We start from the raw sequence: 21,885 nt of genomic DNA, 5'->3' as shown, positions 1-21,885 counted from the left end.
TTGAGGGCGGTTGAGGGCGGTTGAGGGCGGTTGAGGGCGGTTGAGGGCGAATTGCAATTCGCCATTACACCGTTATCTTTTTCCTTTCTTCCTCCCCAACCGCCAACCGAGACAACAACAAACTTTGGAGTTGAGTGAGTTTTTGGTTTTCTATTTCGATTTTACTTTTTAAAATGAATGGTTTTTCTACATAATTTTCGAATAACTTTAAATCAAAATTTGGAAGTAATACTTTCAATTGTTTAAGGTCAGTTTGAGTTAATAGTGCCTGAACACCTCCTTTGTTTAATTCATCATAATTTAAAAATTTCAATATAAAATAACTGAAATACAAATTTTCAGGTGTGAAAACTAACGTATTATCTGAAGGATATGATTTTTCATATTCAATAAATACTTTTCCGTGCGTTCCAACTCTTCCTATAATTATTATTTTTTCATTAAATAAATAATCATCTGAGTATCCAGTTATTCCTCCAGCTCCATATATTGGATATTTTGTCCCTAAATCTCCTTTTGATTTTTTGCCACTTGTTACTTTAGCAATTGTTTGAAATTCTTTCACTTCCCACCCCTCCGGAATCTCCTTCCCAAGTTCCTCATTCCAAACCATTTTACCGCCAGAAGATTTGTATCCTCTGGTGGCTGAGGCTCTCGAAGCCACACCAGACACTTCGGGAGCCTCACCTAACACTTCGAGAGCCTCACCAGACACTTCGGGAGCCTCACCAGACACTTCGAGAGCCTCAGTGTCCGATAAAGGAGCCACTGTGTCGGATAAAGAAGCCTCAGTGTCCGAAAAGGGAAACTCAAAATCTACAAACCAATGTTTATACAAAGCCTGTGCAGTAGCTTCTAGTTTTTCGCAAATGGCTTCGTTAACTCGTATTTTGTTTTCTACCGCTTGGTATTGGGCTACAATTTCACGTTGCTTTTCGATGGATGGAATGGGTAATTCAACTTCACACATATCTTTCCAATCAAAAACTTCTCTAACACTTCCAATAGAATGATATCTGGCGTATCGATCAAACTCTGGTCGTGAGAACCACATCATCAAGTAATCTGGTGATAGTTCATTTTCATCAATAATTTTAAAACTTGTATATGCTTGTGAAATCATAGCTTTATCAAACTCTTTCAACAATGCTATTCCTATTTTATCGCCTCGCCTAGATGTATCTGCTATATAAACAAAATTATTCCTCTCAATCAGTTTATATTTTGACATATCGGATCCAATTGTATTGGCTATTGAGGGGATAAATCGTTTTTGTACAGAAACGCCTAGTAATGGAGCATCTGACAATTCTTTATTCCGATTGTCTATTAGTGTAATATATTTTCCTAGTTTTTTATAACTCATACCCCAAAGTTTTAAAAACGTTGGCAACCTCTTCTTTTAATCGGCTTTCTTTCTGAAACAAATCTTTCAAATCTGCTTGTAAACTTTGCATCTGTTCGTTATAATCCAAACTTTCATCACGGTTTACAAATTCGATATATTTACTTGGTACTAAAGAATAATCTTTTTTGCGGATTTCTTCTAATGTGGCTGAATAAGAATATTCGGGAATATCTTGATACGTTTCTTTCCAATCGGTTTGTTGCCAGTTATGATAATGTGTAGCGATTGAGGTAATCTCTTCTTCGCCAAACTGAATAAATTTCTTTTCAAAAGGTTCGCCTTTTTGGCGTAAATCCATAAACAAAACTTCGCCTTTGCGGTTACGGTAATTCTTCATACCGTCGTTTACCACAAAAGTTCTTTCGTTCTTATTTCGGTTCAATATCCAAAGCGTCACCGAAATATCAGTAGAATAAAACATGGCTCTTGGTAAAATCACAATCGCTTCCACCAAATCGTTTTCAATAATTTGTTTACGTATTTTGTATTCTTCGCCACCACCAGAAAGTGCACCATTTGCCAAGATAAATCCAGCTACTCCGTTTTGTGACAATTTAGAAATCATAGTCAAAATCCATGCGTAATTGGCATTAGATTTTGGAGGCACTTCGTAACCTGCCCAACGTGGATCGTCGGTTAATTCGTTTTCGGCACGCCAATCTTTTAAATTAAAAGGTGGATTCGCCATAATGTAATCGGCTTTCAATTCCTTGTGCTGATCGTCTCCAAACGTATCGGCAGCTTTATTGCCTAAATTAGCAGAAATGCCACGAATTGCCAAGTTCATTTTTGCCAGCTTAAAGGTAGTATTGGTTAACTCTTGTCCATAAATGGAAATGTCTTTTTTGTTTCCTTGATGCTTTTCAATAAACTTCAACGATTGTACAAACATACCACCCGAACCACAAGACGGGTCATAGATTTTTCCTTTGTAAGGTTCAATCATTTCGGCAATTAAATTTACAATCGACTTCGGCGTATAGAATTCTCCTTTTCCTTTTCCTTCGGCAATGGCAAATTTGCTCAAAAAGTATTCATACACACGACCCACAATATCTTGCGCTTCATCTTTCAGTGTATCAATATTGTTTATGGTATCTAATAAGGCAGAAAACTTAGATTGATCCAAACCTAAGCGTGAGAAATAATTGTCGGGCAAAGCGCCTTCCAAAGATTTGTTGGTGCGTTCAATGGTTTTCAGTGCAGAATCAATTTTTAACGTAATATCGTCTTGTTTTGCATTTGCGATAATGTAGGTCCAACGAGATGCTTCTGGCAGGTAAAACACATTTTCCGCCTGATAAAATTCGGGAATATCCAAAAAAGCTTCTTTGTGTTCGTTGATGAGTTCTTGTCTTCGTCTCAGAAATTTATCATTCGCAAATTTGAGGAAGATGAGACTTAAAACCACGTGTTTATATTCAGACGGTTCTACAGAACCACGTAATTTATTGGCAGAATCCCATAAGATTTCTTCGGTGCTTTTTGTTTGAACTTTTTTAGCCATTTGTGATAATGATAGTGTTTTAATGTTTGTCCGTAAATATACTAAATGTTAAAATACAAAAGAAACGAAAAGAAAGGAAAATATGATGAGGAAACCCGTAAATAGGTGAGATTTTTTTGTTAAAAAATCAAAATTATCATCTGCTATATCAAAATTTATGAAGTTATACCTATTGTGCATTTACAGATTTAAAAGGAATGAGCATATTCATTAAATTAAAAAAATTATATATTAATTTGATTGTCAATCCATTAAAAGTATGAACAATCTTATTCTAAACTACTAAATTATTTTAAAAGAATTGACAAAAGCGGAATCTTTCATTAGAATAATTTTTCACTTGCAAATGTTCACGATTTTAACTATCTGAACTACATTAAACATGACTTCTAAAACTGTTTATTAATTGGTAATAGAGGATCTATCAGTAAAATATTCAGGAAGATTTATTCAATTATTTCGAGGATAAACTCTCCGTTCCTATGAGAAAAAATCAATATACTTTCCACAATTTTCCAAAACAAAATCTAAAATTAGAAAGCGCATTAAAACTGAAGTTTCTCAATTATCGATTCAATATCTGAATTTTTACGTTTTAAAAGAAGTTAAAACAAAATAAAAATTTATTTCTGCTAAATGCACAGCAGGTAAAAAAAATCCATATTTACACCTTTAAAATTATAAAACACTAACTATCAATAATTAAACTTTAAAAGTAGTTTTGAACAAGTATTGTAAAGATAGCTAATTACTGCTTTTCAAGCTACTGCGCTAAGAAGAAAAAAAATAAGTTAAAAATTATATGTATGCATATAAAATTATTATATTTGGAGTTCATAAGTGTTTTTTTTGGTTAATTAAGAGGTTGTATGTTTTCTAACTGCAACCTCTTTTTAGTTCACTTAAAAATTTTAGTTTTTTGCTATATATCTTTTTATTCATGGATTGGTTTACTGCAGCGAAAGTCTTTAAAAAATAATAATCCATAAGCTTACTATAATATGTTTCTTAAAAGATTTTGTTTTCTCTAATCCAGTTGCTATTTGATTCTTTTAATGAATGAAGAGCAATGGCATTGCTTTTATGATAGTGAGCGTGTAAGAAAGCAAAAGGCTTAGAACTTAATCTAAGCCTCGATTCTTTAAGGAGATTCATTTAATTGTATAGATTATTCCTGGTCAGTGGCATCAAAATTTATGTCGTTATAAGCTGCTTTCGTGAGCGTTACATCGGCATCTTTTTCTTCGTTTAGCGTTTCTTCTAGCAAAGAGGCTACTTCCTCTTCGCCTAAGGTTTTTGCAAATGCTACTAAAGTACCATAGGAAGCAATTTCATAATGCTCTATTTTTTGTGAAGCAGAAATAATGGCAGCATCACGAACCGCACCTGGCTCGGTTTCTTCTAAAATACTCTCTCCTTCTTTAATCAAACCCTCCATGGCATCACATTTTTTTCCTCGGTCGGATTCATCTAATATATCAAAAACTTTACGCAAACGTTCCACTTGTTGTTCTGTAACACTTACATGAGTTTCAATTGCTTTCTTAAGTTTGATGCTGCTACAGTTATTAGCCATTTTAGGCAACGCCTTTAAGAGCGCTCGCTCGGCATACACAATATCTTTTAGTTCATCAATAAACAAGGATCTTAAACCTTCAGCAGCTGAACTTTTAGGGCTTACCATTCTGGTATTTTGTGAATTTTGGTTTTCTGTTTTTTGTTCCTTTTTCATATTCTTAATTTTTAATTATTATTTAATTTTTAAAAAGTTTAACTAACTAATTAATAAAACGTGCACGTTGTTCTTTAGTTGGTAGTGTGCAGTTATTGGTACGGATATGCTTTCGATTCTCTGCCACTAAATCATAAATTTTATCGCGAATTACTTTGGGAATTATCTTAAAAATACCAAACCATTTATACCAGGCTTTTAACAAGCTACCTATTTTTAAAATAGCATCCGACTTTTTGTATGTTTTACCGTTTGGATGAATTAAATACAAGGTGTTGAATTTATCTAAAGGTAAATTGTTTTTTGAAAGAAAATTTTGTCCAAAATCTCCTTGTAAAGATGCAAAGTGGATATCCCCTTTTTTATCATTACGCATCACCCAATTCACCCAATAATTACAGAATCCACATTCGCCATCGTATAATAAAATATATCTATCATTCATTTTTTGTGCTACTTATCATTTAACAATCCTTCTGCAAGTGATTTCCATTGCAGGTTACTTATACCTAAAATACCAAAGGTTGCAAGGGTGATATTCCGCATTTTTTTTGCTAAATGCGCTACATTGAGATTTATTTTTTCGTTTCTACCATGAATTGATAAATAAATCTTAGTAGCATCGCGGTACAATATAAATGTATTCGAAGCTTCACTAGTGAAAAAATGGTCTATTTCATTTCCTTTTTTCTTGGGGTTGTGTGCCGGTCGCAATTGCATAACTAATGCATCACCAACCATTTTTGGCTCATTAACTAGTTGGGCTATGTGTACAAAATCATACGGAGCAAAAAATATTTTTTGAAGTTTAGAAAATCTAATTTTTATAAAAGAACCTTCAGTTGCCCATCCGTCTGAATTGTTACCATTTTTATCTAATAGTATAAAATCAGTATTTGTTAAATGCGCATAAAGTGACCAATTATTCACATGGAGCAATCTATTTTTTATACTGGCATAAACCGCATCTGAAGTATTCCTCTCTTCAATTTTTATGCTGCTGTAAGTGTCTGTACACCTTCCTATTCGCTGTTCTGGCACACGCTTTCTCAGTTCTATTGGAATAATGTGCCAATCATCTTCTTTCATAAAATATATTTTTTGGTAGGTTCGATAGAACTAACAATCTTTAGAATTATAATCCAATTCATTATCTCTGTCAGCATCTGCTTTATAAACCACTTTATCTCTCTTAAATAATTTTCCATTTAAACCATCAATTATTTTCCCTGAAAGATAATTAGGTTGCTTCTCCAATTTATTGTTTAAATTTTCACTGTTGCTGCAATTTAATTTATCTGTATCCATAACTTTTATATTTAGTTAAAAAAGAGTATGGTAGTGGTTTTATTACACATCAATTAATAATATGCTACTTTACTTAAATACAAAATTTAGACCATAATTCTTGACCGTTTGCGATATTCATAACCGCTTTTGTTATCCAATAATCCGGCGTGGTTCAAGGGTTTAAAACATATTGAAATCATTTTAACTTATTATTTAAAAAACTATATAACAATCAGTTAACAAAAAAATATAGATCTAATTATAGTTTTTAGCACTAAAAATTTAAAATATAATATAAAACTCAAGATTATTAATAATTATTTATAAACTAACCAAAGATTATATTAAATAAATAGAGATGTTTTTAAATAAGATGTATAAATTAACCAATAACTCAAAAAAGAACAATAGGTAAAGATTTCTCAAAGTGTATATAAAAACCACAAGTAAGTAAGCATTTAAAATATGCTACTTTAAAGAATCACTTATAACTCAAAAGATAAGCAAAGATGGAACATTGTTTGCCCATAGATTATTGTGCAATTTAGTTTTTAGGAGAGATTATGTTAGGTATTGACCAAATAAATCCAGAAAAGAATTAAGGAAACATTAATTATAAAATTTGTAGCATTATGGCAACAGCAAGATGGAGCAAATATCCGGAGAATCAGCCTGAAGAATCAGGAGTTTATGTGGTGAATTGGAGAATAAATAACGTGTACATGACCGTTTTATCTTTTTTTGACCGCAACACAAAAAAATGGTACAATTGTAATGATCGGGATCAATTATTAGAGGGAATTAACGCATTTAATCCTTTTAAAATTGTTCCTAATTTTTAGAATTCCGTAATAAAAACGTATCCTATCAAATGAATTTAAACCTTTATAAGCGCTCTTTTGTAGTGCTTTTGTTCACAAATATTTTTAAAATATGAAAGACCTATTCTTCAAAAATTGGGAAAGTTTGTACCACATACTAATTTGTGGAACAATAGCTTATTTAAGCCTCTTTATATTCATTAAAATATCTGGAAAAAGAACATTAGCCAAATTAAATGCATTCGATTTTGTGGTATCTGTAACACTAGGGTCAATATTATCGTCTATTATTTTATTAAAAGTATCGATTGCCGAAGGATTAACCGGTCTTTTTATAATCATCTCGTTGCAATACCTATTAGCTTTTCTTGCTAAAAAATCAGATACAATGGAAAAAGTAATTAATTCCACACCAAGCCTTTTATTTTACAATGGAAAATTTTTAAACGATGCTCTACAAAATGAACTAATTACAAAAGAGGAAGTTTATGCCGAAATCAGGAGTTATAAAATTGAGAATATTAACGATGTACGTGCCGTGGTATTGGAACTTAATGGAGATATGACAGTAGTTAAAAAATCGGATGTATTGAATAAAAAAACTTCTTTAAAAGATATAATTAAAGAATAAAAATCAAAAATTTAGCAGTTAACAAACAATTATTTATTTTTTACGATACAAATATAGTTTAACAAATTAAAACAAATCATCTATGAACAATAACTCGCAAAATAGTGAAAAACCGCAGTCTGATGTATATGTGGAACTTTTTGGATTAGATCAAAATAAATTACAAAACGGTGTTATTTTTAGTAGAGGTAATTCGCTAAAGCAGGATTGCAAAATATCCTACGAACCAAATGAAAATCCATTACCTCCTGGGATTTACTCGTTTGATTTATTTTACGAACCAGATATCACTGTTGATGATGCTGCTCCGAATCAACAAACTACAAATCACCAAGCAAGCAGCAACATAATACTTAAATTGAATAAACCAATAGATTAAAATTAGCAGATAAATGAAATCTTTCTAAAAAAAATAAGAAAATAAAAACCGTATTATTCACCGCACAGGATTTTAAAAAAGCACCAACAGGCTTTGTGTATATTACACCATGTATCGATGCTTAAAATATAAAATTTACTATTGAAGCATCCAGCCGATTTAAAAAAAGCATATATAAAAACAATTTTAGAGAATTAAACCATGACAGCATTATTTCAGAGATATAGAATTTTCAATTATATTTCTTAATAATTTGAGGGTATTTAAATGAACGAAAGAATAAAAAACGTCCCAATAGAGGGACGTTTTCTTCATTATGATCTACTCCATTCTAAAATTGAGTTTCGGTTCATTTTTACATAGTCTTCATTTCCTGCTTTTTCCGAAAGTTCTAAAGACTTTTTAGCGGTTTCAATAGCGCCTTTTTTATCGCCGTTTGCTGCTTGTATCAACGATTTCTGACGCAACATATAGAATGGTGCTTCGCCGTTTTGCATAGCAATTGATTTGTTTACATAATCTAATGCTTTTTTCACATCGGTATTCGATGTAAACAAATAAACACCTGCTGCATAATAATCTGTAGCTTTTGAATTCTCATTGATGCTTGTTTGAATGCTTTCCATTGCGATTTTGTGAGTAGGCACTGTGAAAGGTATATGTACAATGGTTTTTTCCCAAGCCATATCTATTGAGCCTTTTTCATTGTTTTCTGGTGTAATGCTAATGGTAAAATATTCTACATCTTTGGTTAATGTTTCTGGTTTAACCGATGTTTTTATAACCACATCTTCTTCGTTCCATTTTTGTGGCAATCCCCAATTGTCTGTTGTTTTATAGAAAATCACATCCCACATTTGTGCTTTTGGCACTGTGTACAATGCATATTTACCAGCAGGCAATGCACTTCCGTTGATTTCAACATCTGTATCAAATTCAATGGTTGTATTTTGGTTGGCACCTGTTCTCCATGTTTTTCCGTAAGGAACTAAGTCACCAAAAACCAAACGCCCTTTTTTTGCCGGACGAAAATAGTCAACCTCTACATCTGTTAAGCCTACCATTTGTTCCACTTCTGCTTTTAAACTTGCTTGAGGTGTTTTTATTTGTGCATTTGTTTGTATCGCTACTATCAATGCTGCTGCTATTAATATCTTTTTCATTTTTTATTTATTTTGAATAATTTGTAATTCCTTCTTGTAGCCAATTTTCGTATTCAGTAACTTCTGGTGTGTAACCAACCGGTGTGTTCAATGAATTTCCTTCATTATCTAAAACAATATAATAAGGTTGTGCATTTGCCTGATACTTTTCAATCTGGAAATCACTCCATTTATTACCTACCGTTTTAATTTTCTTGCCCGTTGTTTTAGAAACGTATTGTTCTGCTTCTGGCAATGGCTTCTTTTCATCAACGTATAAAGATATTAAAACCACCTGGTCATTTAAAATTTTTAACACATTAGTTTCAGACCAAACGTTTTCTTCCATCTTACGACAATTGACACATGCATGACCTGTAAAATCTAACAAAACTGGCTTGTTGACCTCTTTTGCATAATCCATTCCTTTATCATAATCTGTAAAAGTGATGATTCCTTGTGGCCCTTCTTTTGCGCCATCTGGAATTTCGCTTAAAGATCCTACACCCCCTTTAGAATTCCCTACACCATACGGACTTTCAGAATAGGTCATTGGTGGTGGAAAGCCTGAAATTAATTTCAAAGGCGCACCCCATAATCCAGGAACCAAATAAATGGTAAAAGTTGATACCAACAATGCCATGAATAATCTACCTACCGATATTTTATCTAATTTAGAATCATGCGGTAACTGAATTTTTCCGAACAAATAAACTGCCCACGCTGCAAAAATGGCGATCCATATTGCCAAGAATACTTCGCGTTCTAACCAATGTGCTTGCAAAACCAAATCGGCATTCGATAAAAATTTGAAAGCAAAAGCTAATTCTAAAAATCCTAAAGAAACTTTTACGGTGTTCATCCATCCGCCAGAACGGGGCATAGAATTCAACCAACCCGGAAACATGGCAAACAACATAAATGGTAATGCCAATGCTAATGAAAAACCGAACATTCCTACAAGGGGAGCTATACCACCCATCGAGGCGGCTTCAACTAGTAAACCTCCAACAATAGGCCCTGTACATGAAAAAGACACAATTGCCAATGCCAATGCCATGAAGAAAATACCAATCATACCTCCTCTATCTGCTTGACGATCTACTTTATTTGCCCATGAATTTGGAAGCATAATTTCGAACGCTCCTAAAAAAGATGCAGCAAAAACCACTAACAATACAAAGAAAATTATATTGAATGAAACGCTTGTAGATAATTCGTTTAAAGCATCGGCTCCAAATATTTTAGCAACTGCAAAACCTAAAACCACATATATAAAGATGATTGAAAAACCATAAATAAGTGCGTTTTTGATTCCTTTTGCACGCGATTTGCTTTGTTTGGTAAAAAAACTAACCGTCATGGGAATCATTGGAAAAACACACGGAGTAAATAGTGCGGCAAACCCACCTAAAAAAGAAAGTATAAAAATAGTCATTAATCCTTTCTTTTCTGACTTATCTGTCGCCGGATTATCTGCTAATGGTTTTGTTTTTGTTGTATCGTTTGAAGTAGGTGTAACTGTAGATAAATCTTCAAAATTTAAAACTTCCTTTGATGTAACAGTTGCTAAATCAAACACAAAAAATTTATTCTGCTGAATACACATATCAATACAAGCCTGATAAGAAAGTTCTAATTGAATATTTTTAACTTCAGGGTTTGTAATTTTTATGTTGTGTGTAAAATGCGCTTCTTTAGCAAAATAATATTCATCAACTTCGAAAATATCATTAAATTTTTTGGTGTATTCACTTTCATTTGCTTTTCCTTGGGGTTCGTAGTTTCCTTGGGCATTGTTGTAGATAAACTCTAATGGAAGTGGTCCGCCTTCTGGTGTAAATTGCGAATACATGTGCCAAGGTTCTTCAATGACAGCATCTAGTTTTATTTGATATTCTGTATCTGAAATTTTTTCGATACTCGATTTCCATTTTACAGGATCTTGCACCTGCGAAAAACCTAAACTGGTTACAAACAGCACCAGAAAAGTGAGTAAATTTCTCATTGGTTTAAAGTTATTTTATAGTTTTGTTGAATGTTATTCGTAATTTTAAATCGGTCATCGGCGCGTAAACCAACAATCCAAATTATTTTTCCATCGCCGTTTTGCAAAATCCAAACTTGGTCTTTTTCTATTTGAGACAGCTTTTCATCTTTAAAAAATTTCGACACTTTTTTCATGCCGTTCATGCCAAAAGGCTGAAACACATCTGTTGCCTTTTTTTTCCGCAAAACCAATGGCCATTTTAAAAGCTCCGAATTTACAAAAATTGTATGTTTATCTGTGTTAATTTCGTCATTTTCTATCTTTAAAATATTCATAAAAATAGGCAAATGCAAAACATCTTCTTTATCTTTAATAAAAAAAACGCCTGAATCGCTTTCACGTTGTTGAAAAACAATCAATTCATTTCGGTTTTTTAAAATGGTATGGCTATTGTTTTGAAGTATTTTTCCGGAATGGGCTTTGCAAATTTTTTGAATTTCTGTTAAAGAATGAAATCCATAAGGCATTAAAACTTGCACTAAATAATGTAATTTATTTTGAAATTTTGCTGCTTGTTCCAAATCAATCCGCACCATATCTTGTTCACAAATCACACATTTATCTTTAAAAAAAAGGAATGCATCAGCTGCTAAAAGTTGGGTTTGCTTTAAATGATGAAGCGTGTTTTGAAATGATTTTAAAAACTGATGGTTTTCTTCTTTTAAAACGGGCAACACCAAATGGCGCATTTTATTTCTTAAATATTTTGTTGTTGTATTTGATTGATCTTCCCTCCACTCTACACCATTTTCAATTGCATAATTTAGAATATCCTCTCTAGAAAAATTCAATAATGGCCGAATGATGTTTTCATTTTTTTCAGGGATTCCAACCAAACCATCAATTCCGGTTCCGCGTGTAAAATTGATTAAAAACGTTTCTGCCTGATCGTCTAAATGATGCGCAGTTGCAATCAATTGATAATCGTTTTCGATACAAAGCTGCTTAAACCAATTATATCGTAATTCGCGCGCTGCAATTTGAATGGAAACTTTTCTGCTTTCAACAAACTGCATGGTATCAAATCGTTCTACAAAACACGGAATATTATTTTTTGTACAAAAATCCACAACCAATTTTTCATCTAAATCACTTTCTGTACCGCGCAGTTGAAAATTGCAATGTGCAACAGCAAAATCCAATTTTAAAGCAAAGTACAAATGCAACAACACCATACTATCTACCCCACCGCTCACAGCCAGCAAGGTTTTTTGATTTACAGATTCCTGAAAATGTTGCTCGATATGTTTCTTAAACGCTTTTAACATTGTTCTAAAACTTTTTGCATGGCTTGTGCTTTCAACAAGCATTCGTTGTATTCATCGGCTGCATTTGCGCTGATGGTAATAGCACTTCCCACGCTAAACGATGCGTATTTTTGTTCTTGATTATACAAAATACTGCGGATAATCACGTTAAAATCAAAATCGTTATTAGGCGTGAAATAACCAATGGCACCGCTGTAAAGACCGCGTTTTGTTTGCTCCACATCTTCGATAATCTTCATTGCCGATAATTTCGGTGCGCCCGTCATGCTTCCCATCGGAAAAGTAGATTTAATAATATCAACCACATTTTCGTTGGGTGAAACTTCTGAAACAACCGTGGAAATCATTTGATGCACCTGTTTAAAAGTATAGATTCCGAACAATTCTTCTACTTGAACCGATGCTTTTGTTGCAGTTTTAGATAAATCGTTTCGAACCAAATCAACAATCATTACGTTTTCTGATTGTTCTTTTTTGTTTGATGCCAGATTTTGTTTTAAAAGCAAATCTTCTTCAGCAGAAGTTCCGCGTTTCGCCGTTCCTTTAATTGGTTGCGAAATGATTTTTAAACCGTCTTTTTTAAGATAACGTTCTGGCGAAGCACTCAGCACAAAGTGTTGGTTGAATTTTGCAAAACATGCAAAAGGCGGTTCGGAAATTTTGTTTAATTTCCAAAACAAATCGTTTGAATTCAACTGTACATTCTCTGCGAAAAATTCCATGCAATAATTGGCTTCGTAAATATCGCCTCGCTGAATATGGCTGATTACTTTTTGAAATCCTTTTTCATACTCGTTAAAGGTTAATTTGCTTTCTACGTTGATTTTTTCTTGTTGATGTGTTTTTGTAATTTGAGTAGAAATAATCTCTTGGAAATCATCATCCATATCGTCATCACACATTCCCAGATATTCCAATCGAACCGAATGATCTTCAAAAAAAATGAGTTTCTTTGGTTGAAAAAACAATAAATCAGGGAAATGTAATCCATCAAAATTATTTGATTCCAATCGTTCCACATCGTTTTTTAAATCGTATGTCAAATAGCCAAAAAGCCAATCGTTGGTATTTTGTTGGTATTCTTTTAATTGTTCAAAAGCATTGAAATAATCGGTTTGCAGCAGTGTAAAAGCATCAAAAGCCAAAACAGCTTGGTGTGTGCTGTATTTGGCTTTGTGATTGTTCGATTCTAAAAAAACAACTTCGCGGAACTGTTGCGCCCACTGAAGCATTTGTTTTTTAAAATAAGGAATATTTTCTACTGGATACGTTTTTGAAAACCGTTGCATTAACTTTTTAAAATAATGTTGAGTTTATGATTGATTTCTTCTAAGAATTTTTTGTTGGTGATTTCTTGTGTTTCTTTATTAAAATGTTCTGAAAAAGCTGGAAAGGTGTATGCTTCTGAAACTTCACAACCAAAGCGATGCACCATTTTTTGCAGCAATTCATTTGCACTTAAACCTCCGCGCTTTCCGTTTGATGTACTTAAAATAAAAACTTTCTTTCCTTGTAAAAAACTTTTATCAGCGCGTGACAACCAGTCCAATATGTTTTTGAAAAATGCTGACAAATTGCCGTTGTGCTCATTTGTAGTAATGAAAATGTGTTCAAAGGCATTTATTTGATCTAATAAAGAAACAATTCCTTGGGGCAATTTAATTTCTCGCTCTAAATCTTCGCTAAATAAAGGAACATCTAATGTTTTAAGATCAACAAAGGTGTGTGTTATATTCAGTTGCTTTAAAACCGCTTTGGTTAACTGTTCGTTGATTGATTGTGATGAATTGCTTCCTACAAATACCAGCATTTTTTTAATATTTAATTTCTATATTTAATTGTCTGTTCTCTTCGACTGCTTTTTTGTCCATTGCGGTACCAACCGTTACGCCGATTGCCACACCAATTGGTAAACCTATAGCGAACAAACCCGGCTTTTTTAGGAGTACACCTGCAAGCACTCCTAACGGTATGCCAAAAACAGTCATTCCAAGAGCTAACCAAAGATTTCTATGATAATTTTTAGGAACTAATTTTAACTCGTTCTCTATCAACTTTAAAATTGCGGTTTGCTTTTTCTTTATTACCTTTCTTAAATCGGCAGTAGTTAAAGAATTAGACGTGTTAATTTCTTCCACTTCACTGTTGATTGTCTGAATAATGGAATCAGGCAACCGCCTATTTCTTAACTCGCTTAAAAGAACATCAAACTGATTATAAAGTTGATTTAATCGGATATCGCTATCTAAATTTTTTACGCCTCGTAATTTATTTATCGTCATCATTAATCTTCTTCTTCAATAACTTCGTGGTTGTTTGAATAATTTCGCCAACGTTCAATTGCCTGAACCATATCGGTTGGCAAATCAGTTTCAAAACGCATAAATTCCTTTTTAATAGGGTGCATAAAACCAAGTGTTTTAGCATGCAATGCTTGTCGGGGCAACACTTTAAAGGTGTTTTCTACAAACTGTTTGTATTTTGTAAATGTGGTTCCTTTTAAAATTTTATCGCCACCATAACGTTCATCGTTAAACAAGGTATGCCCAATTGCTTTCATGTGCACACGAATTTGATGTGTTCTACCTGTTTCTAATCTGCATGAAACCAACGTTACATATCCCAAACGTTCGATAACCCTATAATGCGTAACCGCATATTTTGCTCCGGTAGAATCATCGGGAAACGAAGCCATCTGCATACGATCAACCTTATGGCGGCCAATATAACTTTCGATGGTTCCTTCATCATCCTGAACATTTCCCCAAACAATGGCAACATATTCACGTTCGGTTGATTTTTCGGCAAACTGTTTTTGTAGTTCGCTCATGGTCCAATCGGTTTTGGCAATAACCAATAAACCAGTGGTATCTTTATCAATTCTGTGCACCAAACCAGGGCGTTCTGAACTGTTTAACGGTAAATTTTCAAAATGATACGCCAACGCATTTACCAACGTTCCAGTGTAATTTCCATGACCAGGATGCACTACCAAACCTGCGGGTTTATTAATCACTAGCAAATCATCGTCTTCATAAACAATATCCAAAGGAATGTTTTCGGGAACAATGATGTTTTCAAACGGTGGTTGTTCCATTAAAACGCGGATCACATCGTTTGCTTTTACTTTGTAATTGGACTTCACAGGCACATCATTCACAAAAATATTTCCATTTTCGGCAGCTTTCTGAATTTTGTTTCGGGTAGCATTTTCTACCAAATTCATTAAAAATTTATCAACACGCAAGGGCGCTTGACCTTTACCTGCTTCAAAACGGTAATGTTCGTATAGTTCGTCTTCTATTAAATTATTATCTTCTGTCATTCATTAAAAAATTGAATCGATTGCAGGTGCTACATCTTCATACATTTCGCCCAATGTGTCCACTTCGGGTTTGTATCCAAGCATTCCATCGCCCAAAACCAAATTGATTTTAGAATTTTTAAGTACTTTATCACCTGCTCGTAAAATTCTTCCATCTTGTTCAATACGCATTACCACATCTTTGGCAAAATCGGGTTCATAAATAACTTCGCCTTTTTTCAAACCGAGCGATTCAATGATTGCAGTTGCATGTCGCAAGGTGCGTCCGTCTAGATTTGGCAGTCGTATCGAAGAATATCCTTTGGCATTGACTTTTACATAAATTTTTCGTCCTTGTTTCACTGCATCTTTCGGTTTTGGATCTTGATCTGAAATGGTTAATGGTGGATATTTCGGATTAAAATCAACCGTATCAATAATAATAATTTCAAAACCATTTTCAGCAACGGCATCAATTGCATTTTCAACCTTCATTTTTCTTAAATCGGGAATCGCAATTTCTTTGCCGTGGCGTGTATAAATATTTAAAAATTGTAAAGCCCCAAAAACCAGCAAACCCATGATGATTACTGCGGTGATTAGCGAGAAAAAAAACTGTTTACTTTTTATAAATGATGTAAAACCCATAGAGTTATTAATTTTAGCAAAGTTATCAATTATGTTTCGTGTATTTTCATAAATTTGTTCAAAGTAGCATAAATTGCTTCTCACAAAAATAAAATATAAAAATACATTATTAAATGAAAAATGTAGCAATTATTATGGGAGGATATTCTAGCGAGTATAAAATATCCTTAAAAAGCGGCGAAGTTGTTTATAATCATTTAGATAGTTCCAAATATAATTTATATAAAATTCACGTTTTAACGGAAGGTTGGTATTATGTTGATGCACAAGAAAACCAGTTTCCTGTCGATAAAAATGATTTTTCAGTAATTATAGATGGAAACAAAATCAGGTTTGATGTAGTTTTTAATGCGATTCACGGTACGCCTGGAGAAGACGGACTGATACAAGCTTATTTTAAATTATTGAATATTCCGCAAACTTCTTGTAATTACTACCAAGCAGCACTCACTTTTAACAAACGCGACATGCTTTCCGTTTTGAAACCTTACGGAATTAAAACAGCTATTTCGTATTACTTGAACAATGGTGATTTTGTAGATGAAGACCAAATTATTCAACGTGTTGGGCTGCCGTGTTTTGTGAAACCCAATAAATCCGGATCAAGTTTTGGAATTTCGATGGTGAAAGAGAGCGCAGAACTGCTTCCGGCTATTGAAAAAGCCTATGCAGAAGACGATGAAATCATTATTGAAAGCTATTTAAAAGGAACAGAAGTTTCGGTAGGCGTTATTAAATACAAAGGTGAAATAGTAGTTTTACCCATTACAGAAATTGTTTCAGAAAACGATTTTTTTGATTATGAAGCAAAATATGAAGGAAAATCGAGCGAGATTACGCCTGCAAGAATATCCGATGAAGAAAAAGCTAAAGTAGAAGATGTTGCAAAACGTATTTATACTATTTTAAAAATGGATGGTTTTTCTCGGTCGGAATTTATTTTGGTGAGTGGTGAACCTTTTTTATTGGAAATGAATACCGTTCCGGGTTTAACTGCCGAAAGTATTTTACCCCAACAAGCACGCGAAGCAGGAATTTCTTTAAACGAACTATTTGATAATGCTATTGAATTAGCCCTAAACCGCAAGCAATTTTAATGAAAAAAGCTGTTTTTCCAGGTTCGTTTGACCCAATAACAAACGGACACGTAGATGTTATAACCCGCGCTTTGCCTTTGTTCGATGAAATTATTATTGCCATTGGAACAAATGCCGAAAAAAAGTATATGTTTAGCTTAAATGATCGCAAACGCTTTATAGAAGAGACTTTTGCAAACGAACCTAAAGTTAAAGTTGATCTTTACCAAGGCTTGACTATTGATTACTGCAAAGAACAAAATGCTGATTTTTTACTGCGCGGTTTACGTAACCCTGCCGATTTTGAGTTTGAAAAAGCCATTGCACATGCCAACCGATTGGTTTCGGGTATTGAAACGGTTTTCTTGCTAACAGCTGTGGATACATCGTTTATCAGTTCAAGTATTGTGCGTGATTTTATCCGCAATAACGGTGATTACAGTTTGTTGGTTCCACCCGCTGTGAAGAAATAAACAAGTTTATCAATGTAATAATTAATAAAAAAGAGAAATCAAGAGTAAATTATGTATAAAATAACACTAAATAATCCAAAACATGCTTAAGAAAAATTATAAGCTTCTCCTTTTTGTTATTTTGCTAATTATATCAATACCATTTGAATCACTATTTGTAATTCAAAATCCTAGATGGAATACAATTGTAACTGCTACTGATTTTTTAGAGATTTTAGTTTTTTTCTTAATTTTAATTATAGTACTCATTTATTTACTTATTAAGAATAGAACAACAGCCTTTAAATTATTCGTTTTTCATTTTATTTGTTGCATTCCATTAGTTTTATATGCAAGATTCAATCATTTATTAAGACATCTATATTCGAACTATACTAATGATCCTACAGAATTAAGTCATTATTTAGGCATAGTAGCTTATATATCAATCCTACTATTCCTTATTGGTCAAATATTCTTCATTCTTCTTTTAAAAAGTAGAAAGCCCTAAAAAAAGCGATGATAAACTTTCTCAATTTTAAGCAATAACGCACTAAAAAATTTTCCTATACTTGTTTAGTATATCCAGACCTCACAGGTTTTTGAAACCTGTGAGGTCTGAAAAAGAATACAATTCTTGAAAACTTAAGGCTAAAAAACACAATCAAATGGAAAAACAAGATTTTCTAGAAAAAGGTTATTTTTACCATATCTATAACAGAGGCAATAATAAAGAGAATTTATTTATTGAGGAAGATAATTATGTTTACTTTTTAAATCTTGTTTCCAAACATTTACTGCCTGTTTGTGATATTTATTCTTATTGTCTTCTTAAAAATCATTTTCATTTTTTAATTAGAATAAAAGATGATTTAGTTGTTCCGGATGAGAAGTTACATTTACCTTTTTCAAATTTGTTCAATGCTTATACTAAAACCATAAACAAAAAATACAATCGTGAAGAAAGTCTTTTCAAAGAACGATATAAAAGAAAAAGAATTACAGACGAAAAATATTTAATACAGAATATTATATATATTCATCTAAATCCTGTAAAACACGGATTTTCTGAAGATTTTCAAGAATATTCTCATTCTTCGTTTAATGCTTTGACTTCTGATAAATTAACAAAAATTAAAAGAAAGGAAGTTTTGGAGCTATTTGGAGGTAAGGAAAATTTTATTAGTGCTCATCATATGTACATTCATATATGAAAGATGTTTAAAAAGACCTCACAGATTTTAAAAACCTGTGAGGTCTAGAAGAAAGTCAATGTAAAAAAATTACTTATAAACAAAAAAGCGATGACTATTAATCATCGCTTTTAGTTATATTGAAAAGAAATTATCCTAAAACTTCTTTTACTTTTTTACCGATTTCTGCTGGAGAATCAACAACGTGGATACCACATTCTCTCATGATACGTTTTTTAGCTTCTGCTGTATCATCAGCTCCACCAACAATTGCACCTGCATGACCCATTGTACGTCCTTTAGGTGCTGTTTCACCTGCGATGAATCCGATAACTGGTTTTTTGTTTCCGTTTTCTTTGATCCAACGTGCTGCATCTGCTTCTAATTGTCCGCCAATTTCACCAATCATAATGATTGCTTCGGTTTCTGAATCGTTCATTAATAACTCAACCGCTTCTTTGGTTGTTGTTCCAATAATTGGATCTCCACCAATACCAATTGCAGTTGTAATTCCTAAACCTTGTTTTACTACTTGGTCTGCTGCTTCATAAGTTAATGTTCCCGATTTAGAAACAATACCTACTGTTCCTTTTTTGAATACAAAACCTGGCATAATACCAACTTTTGCTTCACCTGGAGTGATTACACCCGGACAGTTAGGACCTACCAAACGACAATTTTCTCTTGTTTTTACGTAGTTGTATGCCGTTACCATATCGGCAACTGGAATACCTTCTGTAATACAAATAATTACTTTTATTCCTGCTTCGGCTGCTTCCATAATTGCATCGGCAGCAAATGCTGGCGGTACAAAGATAATAGATGTATCTGCACCTGCTTTTTCAACAGCATCTTTTACTGTATTAAATACAGGACGATCTAAATGCATAGTTCCACCTTTACCAGGAGTAACACCACCTACCACGTTTGTTCCGTATTCAATCATTTGTGAGGCGTGGAATGTTCCTTCGCTTCCTGTAAAACCTTGAACTATTATTTTAGAATCTTTGTTTACTAATACACTCATAATTTATTTTTAATTATCGTTTTTTGAATTATTTTACAAAAATAAGGGTTACTGAATAATATTAAAATTTTTTGGTTTAATTTTTTATAAATTTGCCAACTGACTCATTTGAACACCTTTGTATAATTTGTCTTCTTTTACTTCCCAAAGCGTGAAAAAGGTTGCAAGCACCATTTCTTCTTCAGGATTTTCGAAAGTTCGCACGTAATATGTATAACGAATCATTACTTTATTTTCTTGACTCATTATATCATGAACATTGGCACGCAAATCAAAGTAAGAGTGTTTTAAATCTTTAGACAATGCCAAAAGATCGGGCAATTCTAAAAACAAATGTCCTTTAGAACTGTGCCATTCCAGCTGAATATCTTCATGGAAAACTTCTAAACAATAGGTTTTGCTTAAGATTCCTGCCGATTCGTAAAACTTTCTCACAATTTGTAATGCGTTACCCATACGTTGCTATTTTACTAATTTTTTTACCTTGGCAATGTGTTTATAATATTCGCGTGCTTCTTCTGCTGGTGCGCCAAAATATACTTTATTGCCTTCTAAATTTTTTGAAACGCCCGATTTTGCTAAAACCACTGTATGTGCACCAATTGTGATGCCACTCGTGGTACCAACTTGACCCCATAAAGTTACATGATTTTCAATTACTACACAACCTGCAATACCACATTGGGCTGCAATTAAACACATTTCGCCAATTACGGTGTCATGACCTATATGCACTTGGTTGTCTATTTTGGTACCTTTTTTTATGCGTGTTTCACCTGTTACACCGCGGTCTATGGTGCATAATGCACCAAGTGTTACATCATTTTCGATTACTACCGAACCACAGGAAACCAACGGATCGAAAAAATCGGTTCGCTTTTTGTAATAAAAGGCATCGGCTCCTAAAACGGTTCCTGCATGAACCACTACGTTATCACCTATTATGGTATGATCATTTATAACTACATTTGCATGAATGATACAGTTTTTACCAATTTTTACATGATTTCCAACAAAAGCATTGGGCTGAATAACGGTTCCCTCACCTATTTCGGCTGTTACTGCTATTGGTGTTGATGACGCTTGAAACGGACGAAAATAAACCGACAGTTTGTTAAAATCGCGAAACGGATCATCTGAAATCAACAGCGCTTTTCCTTCTGGGCATTCTACATCCTTATTTATTAAAATGATGGTTGCATTTGATTGTAAAGCTTTATCATAATATTTTGGATGATCTACAAAAACGATTTCACCGGGTTGCACCACATGAATTTCGTTCATTCCTAAAACAGGAAAATCGGGTGTACCCACAAAAGTACACCCAATTATTTCTGCAATATTTTCTAAACGATATGTTTTAGGAAATCTCATCTGAACAATTTATTCTTTAATACGTTCGATATAACTTCCAGAAGCAGTATCGATTTTAATTTTATCACCTTCATTAATAAACAACGGCACATTTACTTGTGCACCTGTTTCAACCGTAGCAGGTTTTGTTGCGTTTGTTGCTGTGTTTCCTTTTACGCCTGGTTCGGTGTAGGTTACTTCTAAAACAATAGAAGCAGGCATATCAACAGACAGAGGTGCTTCGGTTTCGGTATTGATTTGAACCATTACATTTGTTCCTTCTTTTAACAATTCGGGTGCATCTAAAATGTTTTTTTCTAATGTAATTTGCTCAAATGTTTCATTGTTCATGAAGTGATAGTCATTTCCTTCATTGTATAAATACTGAAAAGTGTGTGTTTCCACGCGTACGACATCAATTTTGTGACCAGCAGAAAAAGTATTGTCTAATGTTTTTCCCGATGTTAAACTTTTCATTTTGGTACGAACAAATGCAGGTCCTTTTCCTGGTTTTACATGTAGAAATTCTACAATTTTAAAAATATCGTTGTTGTACTTAATACATAAACCATTTCTTATATCTGATGTACTTGCCATAATATGA

At 33.2% G+C, this 21,885-nt stretch carries 24 protein-coding genes and 1 pseudogene; 7 read left to right on the top strand and 18 right to left on the bottom strand.

Translation table 11 applies throughout. From position 1 onward, the window contains the following. Nucleotides 1-64: 64 nt before the first annotated feature. Together MG290_RS01430 and MG290_RS01425 are read right to left on the bottom strand one after the other, a co-directional pair. Nucleotides 65-1,366, bottom strand: a complete 1,302-nt coding sequence (locus MG290_RS01430) for a restriction endonuclease subunit S (protein ID WP_264562147.1) — start codon at nt 1,364-1,366, stop codon at nt 65-67. Then, on the bottom strand, nt 1,356-2,915 hold the full coding sequence (locus tag MG290_RS01425) for a type I restriction-modification system subunit M (protein WP_264562146.1): 1,560 nt from the start codon (nt 2,913-2,915) through the stop codon (nt 1,356-1,358). The genes MG290_RS01430 and MG290_RS01425 overlap by 11 nt, the downstream gene beginning before the upstream one ends. Nucleotides 2,916-3,218: 303 nt before the next feature. Between MG290_RS01425 and MG290_RS14835 the strand changes: the two are divergent. Beyond that, a pseudogene (locus MG290_RS14835) lies at nt 3,219-3,551 on the top strand (IS982 family transposase); the annotation flags it as partial. 532 nt (nt 3,552-4,083) lie between these two features. On the opposite strand, the gene MG290_RS01420 reads toward MG290_RS14835, so the two are convergent. From MG290_RS01420 to MG290_RS01405, 4 genes are read right to left on the bottom strand one after another with little or no spacing between them, the layout of a single operon-like run. Continuing rightward, the gene (locus MG290_RS01420) at nt 4,084-4,647 is read right to left on the bottom strand and encodes a YciE/YciF ferroxidase family protein (protein WP_264562145.1); all 564 of its coding nucleotides are present in this window, start codon (nt 4,645-4,647) and stop codon (nt 4,084-4,086) included. Nucleotides 4,648-4,693: 46 nt separating this feature from the next. Continuing rightward, complete coding sequence (locus MG290_RS01415; RefSeq protein WP_264562144.1) at nt 4,694-5,092, bottom strand: thiol-disulfide oxidoreductase DCC family protein; 399 nt, start codon at nt 5,090-5,092, stop codon at nt 4,694-4,696. An 8-nt stretch (nt 5,093-5,100) separates the two neighbouring features. Next, nucleotides 5,101-5,736, bottom strand: coding sequence for a hypothetical protein (locus MG290_RS01410; RefSeq protein WP_264562143.1), 636 nt, complete (start codon nt 5,734-5,736; stop codon nt 5,101-5,103). Nucleotides 5,737-5,766: 30 nt separating this feature from the next. After that, nucleotides 5,767-5,955, bottom strand: coding sequence for a hypothetical protein (locus MG290_RS01405; RefSeq protein WP_264562142.1), 189 nt, complete (start codon nt 5,953-5,955; stop codon nt 5,767-5,769). A gap of 614 nt (nt 5,956-6,569) precedes the next feature. Here MG290_RS01405 and MG290_RS01400 point away from each other — a divergent pair. The 3 genes from MG290_RS01400 to MG290_RS01390 all read left to right on the top strand — a co-directional run bounded on the left by MG290_RS01400 (nt 6,570) and on the right by MG290_RS01390 (nt 7,768). Beyond that, entirely contained in the window at nt 6,570-6,779 is a 210-nt protein-coding gene (locus MG290_RS01400) for a hypothetical protein (RefSeq protein ID WP_264562141.1), read from the top strand. Nucleotides 6,780-6,870: 91 nt separating this feature from the next. Then, nucleotides 6,871-7,389 carry a DUF421 domain-containing protein gene (locus MG290_RS01395; RefSeq protein ID WP_264562140.1) on the top strand — a complete coding sequence of 173 codons (519 nt, stop codon included), beginning with the start codon at nt 6,871-6,873 and terminating at the stop codon, nt 7,387-7,389. Nucleotides 7,390-7,471: 82 nt separating this feature from the next. Continuing rightward, the gene (locus tag MG290_RS01390) at nt 7,472-7,768 is read left to right on the top strand and encodes a hypothetical protein (protein ID WP_264562139.1); all 297 of its coding nucleotides are present in this window, start codon (nt 7,472-7,474) and stop codon (nt 7,766-7,768) included. Nucleotides 7,769-8,082: 314 nt separating this feature from the next. Here the strand turns inward: MG290_RS01390 and MG290_RS01385 are convergent, their stop codons facing one another. The 8 genes from MG290_RS01385 to MG290_RS01350 are packed head-to-tail and all read right to left on the bottom strand — an operon-like array spanning nt 8,083 to nt 16,180. Continuing rightward, nucleotides 8,083-8,931 carry a DUF2911 domain-containing protein gene (locus MG290_RS01385; RefSeq protein ID WP_264562138.1) on the bottom strand — a complete coding sequence of 283 codons (849 nt, stop codon included), beginning with the start codon at nt 8,929-8,931 and terminating at the stop codon, nt 8,083-8,085. A 7-nt stretch (nt 8,932-8,938) separates the two neighbouring features. After that, complete coding sequence (locus tag MG290_RS01380) at nt 8,939-10,918, bottom strand: protein-disulfide reductase DsbD family protein (protein WP_264562137.1); 1,980 nt, start codon at nt 10,916-10,918, stop codon at nt 8,939-8,941. Continuing rightward, nucleotides 10,915-12,228 carry a tRNA lysidine(34) synthetase TilS gene (tilS, locus tag MG290_RS01375; protein WP_264562136.1) on the bottom strand — a complete coding sequence of 438 codons (1,314 nt, stop codon included), beginning with the start codon at nt 12,226-12,228 and terminating at the stop codon, nt 10,915-10,917. Before tilS ends, MG290_RS01380 begins: the two co-directional genes overlap by 4 nt. Next, a complete protein-coding gene (locus MG290_RS01370; RefSeq protein WP_264562135.1) occupies nt 12,222-13,517 on the bottom strand; it encodes an anthranilate synthase component I family protein in 1,296 nt (431 codons plus the stop codon). Before MG290_RS01370 ends, tilS begins: the two co-directional genes overlap by 7 nt. Continuing rightward, nucleotides 13,517-14,038: an NADPH-dependent FMN reductase gene (locus tag MG290_RS01365; RefSeq protein WP_264562134.1), complete on the bottom strand. Its 522-nt coding sequence runs from the start codon at nt 14,036-14,038 to the stop codon at nt 13,517-13,519. Before MG290_RS01365 ends, MG290_RS01370 begins: the two co-directional genes overlap by 1 nt. Nucleotides 14,039-14,042: 4 nt before the next feature. Further along, nucleotides 14,043-14,513, bottom strand: a complete 471-nt coding sequence (locus MG290_RS01360; protein ID WP_264562133.1) for a hypothetical protein — start codon at nt 14,511-14,513, stop codon at nt 14,043-14,045. Beyond that, nucleotides 14,513-15,553: an RluA family pseudouridine synthase gene (locus tag MG290_RS01355; protein WP_264562132.1), complete on the bottom strand. Its 1,041-nt coding sequence runs from the start codon at nt 15,551-15,553 to the stop codon at nt 14,513-14,515. The genes MG290_RS01360 and MG290_RS01355 overlap by 1 nt, the downstream gene beginning before the upstream one ends. A gap of 3 nt (nt 15,554-15,556) precedes the next feature. Beyond that, a complete protein-coding gene (locus MG290_RS01350; protein ID WP_264562131.1) occupies nt 15,557-16,180 on the bottom strand; it encodes a PASTA domain-containing protein in 624 nt (207 codons plus the stop codon). Nucleotides 16,181-16,293: 113 nt separating this feature from the next. On the opposite strand from MG290_RS01350, the gene MG290_RS01345 reads away from it, so the two are divergent. The 3 genes from MG290_RS01345 (at nt 16,294) to MG290_RS01335 (ending at nt 18,922) form a co-directional block, all read left to right on the top strand. Beyond that, nucleotides 16,294-17,277 carry a D-alanine--D-alanine ligase gene (locus MG290_RS01345; protein ID WP_264562130.1) on the top strand — a complete coding sequence of 328 codons (984 nt, stop codon included), beginning with the start codon at nt 16,294-16,296 and terminating at the stop codon, nt 17,275-17,277. After that, the gene (gene coaD / locus MG290_RS01340) at nt 17,277-17,729 is read left to right on the top strand and encodes a pantetheine-phosphate adenylyltransferase (protein WP_264562129.1); all 453 of its coding nucleotides are present in this window, start codon (nt 17,277-17,279) and stop codon (nt 17,727-17,729) included. The genes MG290_RS01345 and coaD overlap by 1 nt, the downstream gene beginning before the upstream one ends. 647 nt (nt 17,730-18,376) lie before the next feature. Next, nucleotides 18,377-18,922 (top strand): transposase, encoded by a 546-nt coding sequence (locus MG290_RS01335; protein ID WP_264562128.1) that lies wholly within the window; start codon nt 18,377-18,379, stop codon nt 18,920-18,922. Between the two features lie 130 nt (nt 18,923-19,052). Here the strand turns inward: MG290_RS01335 and sucD are convergent, their stop codons facing one another. From sucD to efp, 4 genes are all read right to left on the bottom strand, one after another. After that, complete coding sequence (sucD, locus tag MG290_RS01330; protein ID WP_257499142.1) at nt 19,053-19,928, bottom strand: succinate--CoA ligase subunit alpha; 876 nt, start codon at nt 19,926-19,928, stop codon at nt 19,053-19,055. A gap of 84 nt (nt 19,929-20,012) precedes the next feature. After that, nucleotides 20,013-20,384 carry a nuclear transport factor 2 family protein gene (locus MG290_RS01325; protein WP_264562127.1) on the bottom strand — a complete coding sequence of 124 codons (372 nt, stop codon included), beginning with the start codon at nt 20,382-20,384 and terminating at the stop codon, nt 20,013-20,015. A 6-nt stretch (nt 20,385-20,390) separates the two neighbouring features. Continuing rightward, entirely contained in the window at nt 20,391-21,302 is a 912-nt protein-coding gene (locus MG290_RS01320; RefSeq protein WP_264562126.1) for a UDP-3-O-(3-hydroxymyristoyl)glucosamine N-acyltransferase, read from the bottom strand. Nucleotides 21,303-21,311: 9 nt separating this feature from the next. Next, complete coding sequence (gene efp, locus MG290_RS01315) at nt 21,312-21,878, bottom strand: elongation factor P (RefSeq protein ID WP_257499145.1); 567 nt, start codon at nt 21,876-21,878, stop codon at nt 21,312-21,314. Between the last annotated feature and the right edge of the window lie 7 nt (nt 21,879-21,885).

The organism is Flavobacterium sp. CBA20B-1 (genome assembly GCF_028473145.1).
Classification (GTDB): Bacteria; Bacteroidota; Bacteroidia; order Flavobacteriales; family Flavobacteriaceae; genus Flavobacterium.
This window is presented reverse-complemented; position numbering and strand designations above follow the sequence as displayed.

Bases quoted from the DNA above. Each gene is read 5' to 3' on its own strand.
- MG290_RS01430 (WP_264562147.1), bottom strand. From the start codon at position 1,366: ATGAGTTATAAAAAACTAGGAAAATATATTACACTAATAGACAATCGG.
- MG290_RS01425 (WP_264562146.1), bottom strand. From the start codon at position 2,915: ATGGCTAAAAAAGTTCAAACAAAAAGCACCGAAGAAATCTTATGGGAT.
- MG290_RS01420 (WP_264562145.1), bottom strand. From the start codon at position 4,647: ATGAAAAAGGAACAAAAAACAGAAAACCAAAATTCACAAAATACCAGA.
- MG290_RS01415 (WP_264562144.1), bottom strand. From the start codon at position 5,092: ATGAATGATAGATATATTTTATTATACGATGGCGAATGTGGATTCTGT.
- MG290_RS01410 (WP_264562143.1), bottom strand. From the start codon at position 5,736: ATGAAAGAAGATGATTGGCACATTATTCCAATAGAACTGAGAAAGCGT.
- MG290_RS01405 (WP_264562142.1), bottom strand. From the start codon at position 5,955: ATGGATACAGATAAATTAAATTGCAGCAACAGTGAAAATTTAAACAAT.
- MG290_RS01400 (WP_264562141.1), top strand. From the start codon at position 6,570: ATGGCAACAGCAAGATGGAGCAAATATCCGGAGAATCAGCCTGAAGAA.
- MG290_RS01395 (WP_264562140.1), top strand. From the start codon at position 6,871: ATGAAAGACCTATTCTTCAAAAATTGGGAAAGTTTGTACCACATACTA.
- MG290_RS01390 (WP_264562139.1), top strand. From the start codon at position 7,472: ATGAACAATAACTCGCAAAATAGTGAAAAACCGCAGTCTGATGTATAT.
- MG290_RS01385 (WP_264562138.1), bottom strand. From the start codon at position 8,931: ATGAAAAAGATATTAATAGCAGCAGCATTGATAGTAGCGATACAAACA.
- MG290_RS01380 (WP_264562137.1), bottom strand. From the start codon at position 10,918: ATGAGAAATTTACTCACTTTTCTGGTGCTGTTTGTAACCAGTTTAGGT.
- tilS (WP_264562136.1), bottom strand. From the start codon at position 12,228: ATGTTAAAAGCGTTTAAGAAACATATCGAGCAACATTTTCAGGAATCT.
- MG290_RS01370 (WP_264562135.1), bottom strand. From the start codon at position 13,517: ATGCAACGGTTTTCAAAAACGTATCCAGTAGAAAATATTCCTTATTTT.
- MG290_RS01365 (WP_264562134.1), bottom strand. From the start codon at position 14,038: ATGCTGGTATTTGTAGGAAGCAATTCATCACAATCAATCAACGAACAG.
- MG290_RS01360 (WP_264562133.1), bottom strand. From the start codon at position 14,513: ATGATGACGATAAATAAATTACGAGGCGTAAAAAATTTAGATAGCGAT.
- MG290_RS01355 (WP_264562132.1), bottom strand. From the start codon at position 15,553: ATGACAGAAGATAATAATTTAATAGAAGACGAACTATACGAACATTAC.
- MG290_RS01350 (WP_264562131.1), bottom strand. From the start codon at position 16,180: ATGGGTTTTACATCATTTATAAAAAGTAAACAGTTTTTTTTCTCGCTA.
- MG290_RS01345 (WP_264562130.1), top strand. From the start codon at position 16,294: ATGAAAAATGTAGCAATTATTATGGGAGGATATTCTAGCGAGTATAAA.
- coaD (WP_264562129.1), top strand. From the start codon at position 17,277: ATGAAAAAAGCTGTTTTTCCAGGTTCGTTTGACCCAATAACAAACGGA.
- MG290_RS01335 (WP_264562128.1), top strand. From the start codon at position 18,377: ATGGAAAAACAAGATTTTCTAGAAAAAGGTTATTTTTACCATATCTAT.
- sucD (WP_257499142.1), bottom strand. From the start codon at position 19,928: ATGAGTGTATTAGTAAACAAAGATTCTAAAATAATAGTTCAAGGTTTT.
- MG290_RS01325 (WP_264562127.1), bottom strand. From the start codon at position 20,384: ATGGGTAACGCATTACAAATTGTGAGAAAGTTTTACGAATCGGCAGGA.
- MG290_RS01320 (WP_264562126.1), bottom strand. From the start codon at position 21,302: ATGAGATTTCCTAAAACATATCGTTTAGAAAATATTGCAGAAATAATT.
- efp (WP_257499145.1), bottom strand. From the start codon at position 21,878: ATGGCAAGTACATCAGATATAAGAAATGGTTTATGTATTAAGTACAAC.